This window comes from Nocardia sp. No.11, from assembly GCF_038752175.1.
Taxonomy (GTDB): Bacteria; Actinomycetota; Actinomycetes; order Mycobacteriales; family Mycobacteriaceae; genus Nocardia; species Nocardia canadensis.
The window spans coordinates 1-13098 of the sequence record NZ_JBCGFB010000149.1; the positions used below are offsets into that span (position 1 = coordinate 1).

Genomic DNA, 13098 nt, shown 5'->3' on the forward strand with positions numbered 1-13098 from the left:
TGCGCGCGGCTGCGGGCCGCACCGGACTCGGTCGACCTGCCCGCGCGCTTGTCCCTGTTCGGCCTCACCCGGCTGCCCGCCGATCAGCTCGCGGTGCTCGTCGCGCTGGCCGAGCACCGCGACGTCCACCTCTGGCTGGCCCATCCGAGCCCCGCGATGTGGACGGCGTTGTCGGCGGCCGACCCTGTCACACGGCTCCACGGGGAGGTGGACGCGCCGGTGGTGACGCGCTCGGCCGACCACACCGCCGACCTCGTCCGGCACCCGCTCCTGGCCGGCCTGGCCAGGGACGTGCGGGAACTCCAGCGGCGGCTGAACCCGGTGCTGCACAGCACCATCCACCTCCCCGGCGCGCCCGCGAACGCCACGCTGCTCGGCATCGTCCAGGCGGCGATCCGCGACGACCAGGTCCCCGGGCCGGGCGCGGCAGCCGACGGCAGTGTCGAGCTGCACGCCTGCCACGGCCCCGCCCGCCAGGTCGAGGTGCTGCGCGACCTGCTGCTGACGACCTTCGCCGCCGACCCCGACCTGCAACCGCGCGACGTGCTGATCATGTGCCCCGACGTGGAGGCCTATGCGCCGCTGGTCCGCGCGGCCTTCGGTCACCGCGGCACCGGCGCCGTCGATCTGCCCGTCGAGGGCGAGCACCCGGCCCACCAGCTGCGCGTGCGGCTCGCCGACCGTGGGCGGGCGGTCACCAACCCGATGCTCGCGGTGGTCATCGAGCTGCTCGAGCTCGCCGACGGTCGCGTCACGGTGACGCAGGTGCTGGACCTGGCGGCGAGCGAGACCGTGCGCAGGCGCTGCGGTTTCGACGACGACGACATCGAGCGGCTGCGCGAATGGGCCGCCGAGTCCGGCGCCCGCTGGGGGATCGGGCAGCGTCAGCGCGAGGCGTTCGGCCTGGCCGACTTCGCGCAGAACACTCTCAACGCCGCGGTCGACCGGATCCTGCTCGGCGTCACCGCCGACGAATCCGGCGACGACTGGCTGGACCTGGCCCTGCCGCTCGACGACGTCGACTCCAACGATGTCGATCTGGCGGGGCGCTTCGCCGAGTTCGTCGACCGGCTCGCCGTCTGCCTGCGCGATCTGCGCGGCCCGCGACCGGCCGCCGAGTGGACGGCGGTGCTGCTGCGCGCGGTCGACCTGCTCACCGATGTGCCCGACGCGCACTCCTGGATCCGGACCGAGGCGCGCCGCGAGATCGTCGCCGCCACCGAGCACGCGGGCCGGACGCCGCTGCGCCTGGCCGATGTCGCGGTGCTGCTGACCGGTCGCCTCGCGGGCGGACCCGGACGGGCGAATTTCCGCACCGGCGAACTCACGGTGTGCACGCTGGTCCCGATGCGGTCGGTGCCGCACCGGGTGGTGATCCTGCTCGGCCTCGACGACGAAGTCTTCCCGCGGCCGGGCTCCGTCGACGGCGACGACCTGCTGGCCCGCGACCCGCTCGTCGGCGAACGCGATGCCCGCAGCGAGGACCGCCAGCTGCTGCTCGACGCGATCATGGCGGCGGGCGAACGGCTGCTGATCCTGCACACCGGCGCCGACCCGGTGACCGGTGCCGCGCGCCCGCCTGCGGTGCCGGTGGCCGAGCTGCTCGACGTCCTCGCCGCCCACGTCGGTCCGGACGCGATGGCCGCGGTGCACGTCCGCCATCCCCTCCAGGCCTTCGATCGGCGCAATTTCGCCCCCGAGCGGCCGCGCAGCTTCGACACTGTCGCGCTGGCGGGCGCCCGTGCGGCCGCCCGGCCCGCGCGGCCGCGCCCGCCGTTGCTGNTGCACGTCCGCCATCCCCTCCAGGCCTTCGATCGGCGCAATTTCGCCCCCGAGCGGCCGCGCAGCTTCGACACTGTCGCGCTGGCGGGCGCCCGTGCGGCCGCCCGGCCCGCGCGGCCGCGCCCGCCGTTGCTGACCGATCCGCTGCCGCCGGTCCCGCAGGGGGATGTGGCACTGGCGGAGCTGATCGCCTTCGCCGAGCATCCGGTGCGCGCGTTCCTGTGGCAGCGCCTCGGCCTGCGGGTGCCCGAGGAAGCCGAGGACATCGCCGACCAGCTGCCCATCGAACTCGACGGCCTGGCGAAATGGGATCTGGGCGAACGGATGCTGTCGGCGCGGCTCACCGGCGCCGACCCCGCCGGGCTGCGTGCCGCGGAATGGCGGCGCGGCACGTTGCCGCCCTTCGCTTTCGGCGGCGCGGTCCTCGACGAGGTGGAGGGCACCGTCGACACGCTCGTGCGCACCGCCCAGCCCGACTACGAAGCGAGTCCGCGCGCGGTCGACATCGCCGTCGACCTCGGCGGCGGCCGCACCCTGGCCGGCACCGTGCCCGAGGTCCGCGGCGAGACGCTGGTGCGCACCACCTACTCCCGGCTGGCCCCGAAACATCGCCTGGCCGCCTGGGTTTCGCTGCTGGCGCTCGCCGCGACCGAGGATCGGTCGTGGCGGGCGATCAGCACGGGGCGCGGTCAGTTCCGCAGCAGGCCGGTCGCCCGGTCGGTGATCGTGGCGCCCGAGGCGCCCGCCGCGCTGGCGGTGCTCCGCGAGCTGGTCCGGCTGCGCGACGAAGGGCTGTGCGAGCCGCTACCGGTCGCACCGGCCGCCACCGCCGCCTACGCCGAACGCCGTTTCCGGGGCGACAGCGTCGCCGACGCCTTGCTCGCCGCCGAACACGCCTTCGACGGCGGCCCCAACGGTCCCGACAAGTTCGGTGACCACACCGACCGCTATCTGCGTTATGTGTGGGGCCGGGCCCCGCGCTTCGACCGTTTCGCCGCCGCTCCCGCCCCGGCGGGCGAACCGGAGAGCACCCGGTTCGGGGCGATCGCGCGGCGCTGGTGGGCGCCGCTGCTGGCGGCGGAGAGTCAGGGGCAGCCGTGACGGGGACGACCTCGGCGCCGGCCGCCTTCGACGCGGCCGGACCACTACCGGCGGGCACCACGGTGCTCGAGGCGAGCGCGGGCACCGGCAAGACCCACGCCATCGTCGGTCTCGCGGTGCGCTACGTCGCCGAGGCGGGCATCGCCATCACCGAGCTGCTGCTGGTGACCTTCAGCCGCGCTGCCACCCAGGAACTGCGCGAGCGCACCAGGGACCGCTTCGTGACGGTCGCCGCCGCGCTCGCCGATCCGGGCGCCGCGCGGGTCCATCCGGACGAGCTGGTGCGCGCGCTGGCCGACACCGATCCGGCGACCGTGCGCCTGCGCAGGCACCGATTGCTCACCGCCCTGGCCGATTTCGACGCGGGGACCATCGCCACCACGCACTCGTTCTGTCAGCGGATGCTCGACGAACTGGGCCTGGCCGGTGAACACGATCCGGGCGCGCGACTGGTGGAATCGGTCGACGAGCTGGTCGCCACCGTCGCCGACGACCTCTACCTCGCCCGCTACGCCCGCGACCGCGCGCCGTTCACGGTGCGCGAGGCGCACACCCTCGCGCTGGCCGCCGTGCACGACCGCCATGCCGACCTGGCGCCGCGCACCGACGGTGCGGCGGGGGAGCGGGTGGCCTTCGCGACGGCGGTGCGCGCGGAGACCGAACGCCGCAAGCGTCGGGCGGGACTGCGCGATTTCGACGATCTGCTGGTGCTGCTGCACGAGGTGCTGGCCGACCCGGACCACGGCCCACGCGCGTGCGCACGGATCCGGCAGCGGTACCGGGTCGCGCTGGTCGACGAGTTCCAGGACACCGACCCGCTGCAATGGGACATCCTGCGCCTGGCCTTCCACGAACACGCCACGCTGGTGCTGGTCGGCGACCCGAAGCAGGCCATCTACGCCTTCCGTGGCGCGGAGGTGCTCAGCTACCTGGACGCGGTCGCGCTGGCCGAGCGGCGCAGCGAACTCACCCGCAACTGGCGCAGCGACGCCGGACTGCTGCGGGCGCTCGACCACCTGTGTGGCGGGGCGGAACTGGGTCATCCGGAGATCAGCGTCTATCCGGTGACGCCGACCCGGCCGGCGACCCGGCTGCACGGCGATCCGGACGTGATCACCCCGCTGCGGCTGCGGGTGCTGCCGCGGACCGGCGCGGGCCCGCGCAACCGGTCGGGGTTCCCCTCGGTCGGCAGGCAGCGCGCCGAGGTGGCCGACGACCTGGCCGCCGACATCGTCACCCTGCTCGAGTCCGGCGCCACCATCGAGGCCAAACCCGAACGCGGCGCCGATCATTCGCTCACCGAGGTCGGCGACGGCCGGGTGCGCAGGCCGATCGGGCCCGGCGACATCGCGGTACTGGTGCGGACCCGCACCCAGATCGATGTGGTGCGGGCGGCGCTGGACCGGGTCTGGGTCGCCTCCGTGCTGGCCGGCGGCACCAGTGTGTTCGCCACCGTGGCCGCCACCGACTGGCTGTGGGTGCTGCGTGCGCTCGAGCAGCCGCATCGGGGTGACCGGGTCCGGCTGGCCGCGTGCACGCCGATCCTGGGCGTCACGGTGGCCGAGATCGATGCCGGGGGAGCCGATCTCGTCGGGCGGGTCTCGACGCAGCTGCGGGAGGCGGCGCGCCTGTTCGCCCGTGCCGGGTTCGCCGCGGTCTTCGACAAGCTCGCCACCGAGACCGATCTCGCGCCGCGCCTGCTGGCGGTGGAGAACGGCGAGCGCGAACTCACCGACCTGCGCCACCTCGCCCAGCTGCTCGACGAGGTGGCCCTGGCCGACGGGCTCGGCCTGACCGCGCTGACCCGCTGGCTGGCCGATCGGGTCCGCGATCCGGAGGCGGGCAGCGTCAGCGGCCGCAGCAGGCGCCTGGACCGCGACGCCGCCGCCGTGCAGATCGCCACCGTGCACGCCAGCAAGGGACTCGAATTCCCGCTCGTGTACCTGCCTTTCGCATGGGACAGCGCCAAGAACCCGTATCCGGCCACGCTGCTGTTCCACGACGACAACGGCACCAGGGTGCTCGATATCGGCGGCAAGGAAGCACCCGGTTACGGTGAGCGCCAATTGCGCAGCGAGGCCGAGGAATCGGGCGAGGAGCTGCGGCTGCTCTACGTCGCGCTGACCCGTGCCATGTGCCAGGTCGTCGCCTGGTGGGCACCCGCCGTCACCACCGCGGCGGCACCGCTGCACCGGATGATCCTGGGCCGCAGGCCCGGCTCGGCGCAGGTTCCGCGCCGCGCCGACATCCCCGCGGACGCCGCTGCCGTGCAACGACTCGTGGAGTGGGCGGCGCCCGCGTCCGAGGTGATCTCGGTGACCGCGGTGGACCGGCCCGACGATGTCGAGCCGCGCCGGGTCAGGACCGAACTGCCGACCGGTGAGCTGGCTGTCGCGGCGTTCTCGCGGGTACTCGATCAGCAGTGGCGGCGGACGTCGTATTCCGCGCTCACCGCGGGCGCGCACGATCTGGCCGGGGTCAGCGAGGAAGAACCCGAGGACGGGCCCGGACCCGACGACGAGCCGGCCGACGCCCCGCTCGACGCTCCCGCCGTCGACACCGGTGCGCCGTCGCTGATGAACGCGCTGCCCTACGGCGCCGAGTTCGGCACCCTCGTGCACGGCATCCTGGAAACCGTCGACACCTCGGCCCCGGATCTGGCCGTCGAGGTCGCCGCCCGCTGTGCGGAGGCCGTCGAGCACACCATGGCCGAACTCGATGTCGACCTGCTGGCCACCGCCCTGCTCGAGGTCCTGCGCACCCCCGCCGATTTCGGCTCGCTCGCGGCGGTCGCCACCCGGGACCGGCTGTGCGAGCTGGAATTCGAACTGCCCCTCGGTGGCGGCGACACCCCGGGCGCGCGGTCGGCCGGGATGCACGCCGTCGCCGAGTTGTTGCGGACGCATCTGCCCGCCGACGACGTGCTCGCCGGTTACGCCGACCACCTGGCCGCGTTGCCCGACACCGTCCTGCGCGGCTACCTCACCGGCAGTATCGACGCCGTGCTGCGGGTGCCCGGCGACGCCGGGACGCACCGCTACCTGATCGTCGACTACAAGACGAACCGGCTCGGCACGGGTGATCTCACCGTCGAGCACTACCGTCGCGAGCACATGGTGACCGAGATGATCCGCTCGCACTATCCGCTGCAGGCCTTGCTGTACGCGGTGGCGCTGCACCGCTATCTGCGCTGGCGGCTGCCAGGCTACGATCCCGCCCGGCACCTCGGTGGCGCGCGGTACCTGTTCGTGCGCGGCATGATCGGTGCGCTGACCCCGCCCGGCCACGGCGTGTTCGACTGGCATCCGCCCGCCGAACTCGTTGTCGCGCTGTCGGATCTGCTCGCGGGAGGACCACGATGACCGCGCGTGGACACGACCCGCGTAGGTCGGTCGTGGCCGACCGCCGTCGCTCCGGGGAGGTCGGTCGGTGACGTCGATTCAGGTGGCGCAGCGCGGAACCGGGCTGTTGCGGGTGTTCAACGAGGCCGGGGTGCTCTCCGCCGCGGATGTGCATGTCGCGGTGCGGCTGGGCCGGATGGGACGCGAGGAGTCCGAGGACGTGCTGTTCGCGGCCGCTCTCGCCGTGCGTGCGGTGCGGTCGGGCTCGGTGTGCCTGGAACTGGCCAGGATGCGGGAGATCGGCATCGATGCCGACGAAAGCCGCGACACCGCGGCGGGAATCGATCCGGCCACCCTGCCGTGGCCCGACACCGACCAGGTGCTGGCCGCGCTGCGCCGCAGTCCGCTCATCCGCGGCGGGCAGGCCGGTCCGCTGCGGCCGCTGCGGTTGGTCGAAGCCGACGCCGAGGGTGGCGCGCTGCTCTACCTCGACCGGTACTACCAGCAGGAGCAGACCCTGCGACGGGTCCTCACCGTGCGCAGTGCCGACCACCCGGAGATCGACACCGCGCTCGTGCGCGCCGAACTGGATCGGCTGTTCGCCGACCCCCTCGGCGCGGGGCCGGACCGGCAGCGATTGGCCGCCGCGCTCGCCGCCACCCACTGGACCACGGTGGTCGCGGGTGGTCCCGGTACCGGCAAGACCCACACCATCGCCCGCATCCTCGCGCTGCTCACCGCCCACCGCCGCGCCACCCCCAAACTTCCCGCCCTGCGGATCGCCCTGGCCGCGCCGACCGGCAAGGCCGCCGCGCGCCTGCAGGAAGCGGTGCGCGAACAGGCCGCCGAACTCGGGCTCCCCGAACTGACCGCCGCCACCCTGCACCGCCTCCTCGGCTGGCAGCGGGGGCGCACCACACGATTCCGCCACCACGCGCACAACCGGCTGCCCTACGACGTGGTCGTCGTCGACGAGACCTCCATGGTGTCACTGACGATGATGAGCCACCTGTTCTCGGCACTGCGACCGGACACCCGGCTGGTCCTGGTGGGCGACCCGGATCAGCTGGCCTCCGTCGATGCCGGTGCGGTGCTGGCCGACCTGGTCGCGGGCCCGATCAGCGGCGCGCCGAATCCGGCACTGCGGGAGCTGCTGCGCTCCGATCCGAGTCCTGGGGCCGCGGATGATGCGGCGGACGGTCGGGTGGAGTTCCCGACCGGCGTGGCGCATCAGGAAGGGGCGCCACGGGATCCGGAGTCGCTGAGCGCACTGGAACAGCGCCGCCTGCGCGGTGGCATCGTCCGGTTGACCCGAGGGCGGCGCTTCGGCGGCCGAATCGCCGACCTGGCGGTCGCGGTGCGGGCAGGCGATGCCGATGCCGCGCTGGCGATCCTGCGGGCCGGTGGTGACGACGTGTCACTGTGCGCGCCCGACGAGACCGCGGCGGTCCGGGCGGACGTGACCGGGGCGGCCCTCGCGGTCACCGCCGCCGCGAACGCGGGCGACGCGGTCGGCGCGCTGACCGCGCTGGAATCGCATCGGTTGCTCTGCGCGCATCGGCAGGGTCCGTTCGGGGTGGAGCGGTGGGATCGGATGGCCGCGGAGTGGGCCGCGGCCGGTGGCGCGGGACCCGAAGGGCCGCAAGCGGCCTGGTATCCCGGCCAGCCGCTGCTGGTCACCGCCAACGATCACGAGGCGCGGATCTACAACGGTGACACCGGCGTCATCGTCCGCAGGCCCGACGGGTCGCTGCGGGCGGCCCTGCAGCGCGGCAGCGAGCCCTACCTCGTGCATCCGACCCAGTTCCCGGCCGTCGTCACGGTGTTCGCGATGACGATCCACCGCAGCCAGGGCAGCCAGTACGACACCGTCTCGGTCGTCCTGCCCGAACCCGAATCCACGCTGCTCACCAGGGAACTGCTCTACACCGCGATCACCCGCGCCCGCACCCATGTGCGCATCATCGGCACCGAGGAGTCCATTCGCGCCGCGATCGGACGACGGGTGCTCCGGGCCAGCGGACTGTCCCGGAGCACCCAGTCCTGACCCGGCCTCAGCGCGCCGATCCGCGCGACAGGTTCCACGACCACCAGTGGTCGTCGTCGAGGTCGGCGCGGATCGGGTCCTCGATGTCGGCGCGCAGCCCGGCGGGCAACCCGTCCAGCGCGGGCAGGATGTCCGGGGACAGGGTGCTCAGATACTCGGTGTCGAGCCGCTTGCCGTGTTCCCAGCGGGCGATATTGCGTTCGGCGACAAAGCGTTCCGGGTCGAGCACGGCGAGCGCGAGGAGGGTGGCGAGCGCGGTGCCGACCGCGGCGCGCGGCACCCAGCTCCAGCGCAGCCGGGCGATCGCGACCAGCACGAGCACATAGACCAGACCGACCCACAGCTCACACACCTCCACCAGCAGGCGCAGCACCGTGAAGCCGTAGGCCTGTTGATAGGTCCACATCCGCGCCAGCGCCGAGCCCACGATCACCAGCGCCAGCACGCTCACCGCGCCGAGCAGGACCCGGAGCCAGCGCCGGTCGGCGGCCGTCTCCTGCGACGCCCAGTGCAGCACCGCCAGGATCACCGCCAGGGTCAGGATGCTCACCACCGACAGCTGCCAGAAGCCGCTGCGCGCGTACTCGGCGTAGGTGAGACCGGCGGTGCGCTGGACATAGTCGTCACCGCCGAACAGGGCGACGAACTGGGCACCGAGGAACACGCCGAACAGCACGGTCAGCGCGCCGACCGGCAGCATCCATTCGCTGCGCGTCCACAACCGGGCGGGCCGCGGCTGGGCGTCGGCGGCGGCGAGCGGCCCGGCGAGCAGGTACAGCCCGCCGAGCGCACCCATCCCGATCACCGCGAACAGCAGAATCCACTGCCAGGCCGTCGCCGCATCGATCGACGGCACCAACCCACTGAGCAACTCGGCGAAGGTGGCGTCCGCACCGCCCAGCAGCGGCACGAACACCACGAGCAACGCGGCCGTCACCGCGACCGACGCACCATAGCGCCGCACGCTCGACAGCTCCGTGGGCCGCGCCCCGCGCACCCCCGAGAAGGCCCACGGCACCGCCCCGACCGAGGCCAACGGCACCGCGACCATGTCGTGCACGATCCCGCGATTCGATCGCCGCCCCAACACCCCCAGCGAGCCCGCGACACACGCCGCCAGCACACACAGCACGAACAACCACCCCGCGGCCCGGAACGCACCGACCCCGAGCAGCGCGAGCGCGGCGGCGGTCCACCACAGCCGATGCCGCGCGGCCACGGCCTCGGCAGTCGGCGAGGTGCTCGCGTCCGGCGGTGTCGGCACACGCGATGCCGACTCGCCGGTCGCCGGTCCGACCGTCGCCGCGGGCACCGGGTCGACACCGGCGGTCTCGGTAGCGCCGGTCGGCGGCGGGGGAGTCACCGCGGTCGGGGGTGCGGTGCGAGTCGAAGTAGACGGAACTTCTGTGGCGGGCGGGGTATTCTCGACGCTCGACGGAGCGGATGTGGTTGGGGCGGCGGCCACCGCAGGTGCGGATTCGCGGTGCGCATCGGCACTCGAATCCGATTCTGTTGCTTCCGCAGCGGACCGGCTCGTCGGTGCCGAGCGGCTCGTCTCCCTGGTGACAACGGTCGGGCTGTCCGGCGTTGGAGCGGACTGGGGGGCACCAGCGCTGTCGGTCGGCTCGGATTCGAGGATCTCCGTAGCGGACGCGGAACCGGCGGGTGCAGCCTGTGGTGTCGTCTTGTCCAGCGCCGTAACGGGATCGGAAGGCGCTGGAGCCGCGATCGAGGTGTCCTCGTCCGCCGGTACCGGAGCGCCCGACGAACCCGGTGCGTGTGCCGGGGTGGCGTCGGAATAGGTGGTCGAAGCCTTGTGCGCCGCAGCCACTTCGGTCTCGGCGGACCCGACCGTGGGCGTAGGCACGACAGTCGACGGGCTGCCTTCGGCCGGGTCGCCGATCGACGGCGTCGTCCCGGCGGAGGTGAGCGTGTCGGGTTGCGCGGGACCCGGCGTCGATGTGCCGGAATCGGCCGACCTGCGGGCGCGGTGGTCGACGACGCCGAGCGCACCCGCGACGACACCGCCGGCCAGGAGCCAGCCGATGCCGGGGCGATCGAGGGGAATCACTGTCGCGCCGACGATGCCGGCCACGGCCGCGGCGGGCAGGACACCGGCCGGGCGGGCGACGTGGTACCGGCGCCGGTAGACCGGTGGCGGCGGCGGTAACGAGGGCATGGCAGGCATCGAGGGCGCGGACGCGGGCCTCGGTGGGGGAGCGGGGTCGGTGGTGGTCGCCGTGGCGGTGGCCGCGGGTTGGCCGGGTGTTCGCGGGGTGGTGGATTCTGCGGTCATGTCCCCTCCGATGGGTGTGCGGGATCGTCCCGGGACGTGGGTCCGGGATGGTGAGTCGGGATGTGGTCGGGTCAGTCCGCGGGCAGGACCACGCGGATGCGGGAGCCGGGGTCGGCGACGGCGATGGTGCCGCCGTGCAGGTCGATCACCCAGCGCGCGATGGCCAGGCCGAGGCCGGTGCCGCCGCCGTCGGTGCGCCCGCCCCGGGTGAATCGGTCGAAGACGGTGGCGCGGTCCGCCTCCGGGATACCGGGACCCTCGTCCTGGATCTCGAGGACCGTCGCGCCGGGGACGACCCGCGCCGACACGCGGACCTCACCGCCGGCCGGTCCATGCCTGGCCGCGTTGTCGAGCAGGTTGAACAGCACCTGGTGCAGGCGGGCCCGGTCGGCGAGCACGGTCGCCCCGGCCGGCTCGATCGAGGTGGTGAACCGGACGCCGCGGCCGAGTGCGGCCGTCATCACCTCGGCCTCGGCGATCACCTCCGCCAACAGCGGTGCCAGCGGCAGCTTCTCGCGATCGAGGGTGAACGCGCCGGCCTCGATGCTGGACAGATCGAGCAGTTCGGAGACGAGCAGGCCGAGCCGTTCGGTCTGGGCCAGCGCGGTGCGCAGTGTCGCCGGATCGGGTTCGCTCACCCCGTCGACGATGTTCTCCAGCACCGCGTGCAGCGCGGTCACCGGCGTGCGCAGCTCGTGCGAGACATTGGCGATGAGGTCGCGGCGCTGGCGGTCGGCCGCGGCCAGGTCGGCCGCCATCTGATTGAACGCGGTCGCCAGCTGCCCCACCTCGTCACGGGAACTGGCCCGGACCCGGAAGCTGTAGTCGCCGTGGGCCATCCGCCGCGCGGCCGCGGTCATCTCGCGCAGCGGGCGGGTGATGCCGTGCGCGAGGAACTGCGAGGTGACCAGCGCGATGATCATCGCGGTGAGCGTGGTGAACGTCGGCAGCCAGCCGATCCGCAGCCAGAAGTAGGCGAACGCGACCGCGCCCGAACACACCATGAGCACGGCCAGCTTCAGCTTGATGGAGCGCAGCGGATCGAGCGGCCGGGGCATCCGGTCGGCCACCCGGTCGAGGAATGTGCGCGCGGCGTCGGCGGACAGCTCGCTCATCGCGCGTCCAGGGCGTAGCCGACACCGTGCACGGTGCGGATCAGATCGGCGCCGAGCTTGCGGCGCAACGCCTTGATGTGGCTGTCGACCGCGCGGGTGCCCGAGGCGTCGGACCAATCCCAGATGTCCTCGAGCAGCCGCTCCCTGGCCAGGACGGCGCGGGGACGCTGCGCGAGACGAGCCAGCAGATCGAACTCCAACGGCGTCAGCTTGGCCTCGGTGGCGCCGCGCCAGACCCGCCGCTCGTCGAGGTCGATCCGCAGATCGCCGACGACGATGGCGCTCTCGCCGCGCTCGGCGGCCCGGTCGACCCGCCGCAGCAGCGCGTGCACGCGCGCGGCCAGCACCCGCATCGAGAACGGTTTGGTCAGGTAGTCGTCGGCGCCGACCCCGAGCCCGACGAGCTGGTCGGTCTCGTCGGTGCGGGCGGTCAGCATGAGCACCGGGACATGCCGGTCGGCCTGGATGCGCCGACACACCTCGAGCCCGTCGAAACCGGGCAGCATCACATCGAGCACCACCAGGTCCGGTTCCCCGGCGGCGGCCGCGGCCACCGCACCCGGACCGTCGTGGGCCACCGTCACGGTGAATCCCTCCGCGCGCAGCCGCGCGGCGACCGACTCCGCGATCGTCACCTCGTCGTCCACGACGAGGATGCGCCGCGCGGGCGCTGCCGTCGCGCCCCCACTGATGTCCATGGTCAGACCCTAGCGAGCCGGTGTGGAGGGTTCCGTCGTCAAATGTGGAGATTCTGTGTGCGGCGCGCTGGGTACCATGACCACGTGCATCAGTGCTCGCGCTCCACGCCGCCGCCCGCCTCCTGAGCGAGGTGCCCCGAGAACGCGTGCCACCCACCGGGTAGGCGCGACGTCGTGCACCGCTCGGGCGTCGATGGTGTGTGCCTCCACAGCCGCTGTCCGCACCTCGTTTCCGCGACCCCCCACCCGCTGTCGCAGGAGCGAATTCCCTGATGTCTGTTTCTCTGTCCGTGTCCGCGCCCGCCCGCCGTGGACTGTTCCCGCTCGTCGCCGCCGGTGTCCTGTGGGGCACCGGCGGTCTGCTCGGCACCCTCGTCCAGCACCGCACCGGCCTCGCCCCGATCGCGGTCGCCGCCTATCGGCTCGGTGTCGGTGGCGCGATCCTGGTCGCGATCTCGCTGCTCGCGCGGCGCGGTGTACCGCGCGGGCGGGCGGCCTGGCGGCGGATCGGCGCGGTCGGCGCGGCGGCCGCGGTGTTCCAGACCTGCTACTTCGCCGCCATCGCGGCGTCCTCGGTCGTCCTGGCCACGCTCGTCACCATCGGCGCGGCACCCGTCGTCGTCGCGCTGGTCGACCACCGCACCGGTCGTCGGCGACTCGACCGGCGCCGCGGCGCGACCCTTGCGCTGGCGATCGCCGGCCTGGCGATCCTGGTCGG

7 protein-coding genes are annotated in these 13098 nt (G+C 73.4%); 4 read left to right on the plus strand and 3 right to left on the minus strand.

Going from position 1 to position 13098, the window contains the following annotated elements; all coding sequences use genetic code 11:
- The 3 genes from V8688_RS28290 to recD form a co-directional block, all read left to right on the plus strand.
- Positions 1-2883: exodeoxyribonuclease V subunit gamma (locus tag V8688_RS28290; protein WP_342802074.1), on the plus strand; the 2883-nt coding region annotated here is incomplete at its 5' end.
- Entirely contained in the window at positions 2880-6245 is a 3366-nt protein-coding gene (locus tag V8688_RS28295; protein ID WP_342802075.1) for a UvrD-helicase domain-containing protein, read from the plus strand. The genes V8688_RS28290 and V8688_RS28295, both read left to right, overlap by 4 nt.
- Positions 6246-6312: 67 nt before the next feature.
- Entirely contained in the window at positions 6313-8271 is a 1959-nt protein-coding gene (gene recD / locus V8688_RS28300) for an exodeoxyribonuclease V subunit alpha (RefSeq protein WP_342802076.1), read from the plus strand.
- A 7-nt stretch (positions 8272-8278) separates the two neighbouring features.
- On the opposite strand, the gene V8688_RS28305 is transcribed toward recD, so the two are convergent.
- The 3 genes from V8688_RS28305 to V8688_RS28315 all read right to left on the minus strand — a co-directional run bounded on the left by V8688_RS28305 (position 8279) and on the right by V8688_RS28315 (position 12380).
- Entirely contained in the window at positions 8279-10567 is a 2289-nt protein-coding gene (locus V8688_RS28305; protein WP_342802077.1) for a DUF4153 domain-containing protein, read from the minus strand.
- A gap of 71 nt (positions 10568-10638) precedes the next feature.
- Positions 10639-11682: an ATP-binding protein gene (locus V8688_RS28310; protein WP_342802078.1), complete on the minus strand. Its 1044-nt coding sequence runs from the start codon at positions 11680-11682 to the stop codon at positions 10639-10641.
- A complete protein-coding gene (locus V8688_RS28315) occupies positions 11679-12380 on the minus strand; it encodes a response regulator transcription factor (protein WP_218719762.1) in 702 nt (233 codons plus the stop codon). The genes V8688_RS28310 and V8688_RS28315 overlap by 4 nt, the downstream gene beginning before the upstream one ends.
- Positions 12381-12652: 272 nt before the next feature.
- Here V8688_RS28315 and V8688_RS28320 point away from each other — a divergent pair.
- A partial coding sequence (locus V8688_RS28320; RefSeq protein WP_342802079.1) for an EamA family transporter occupies positions 12653-13098 on the plus strand: 446 nt, incomplete at its 3' end.

Bases quoted from the DNA above. Each gene is read 5' to 3' on its own strand.
- V8688_RS28305 (WP_342802077.1), bottom strand. From the start codon at position 10,567: ATGACCGCAGAATCCACCACCCCGCGAACACCCGGCCAACCCGCGGCC.
- V8688_RS28310 (WP_342802078.1), bottom strand. From the start codon at position 11,682: ATGAGCGAGCTGTCCGCCGACGCCGCGCGCACATTCCTCGACCGGGTG.
- V8688_RS28315 (WP_218719762.1), bottom strand. From the start codon at position 12,380: ATGGACATCAGTGGGGGCGCGACGGCAGCGCCCGCGCGGCGCATCCTC.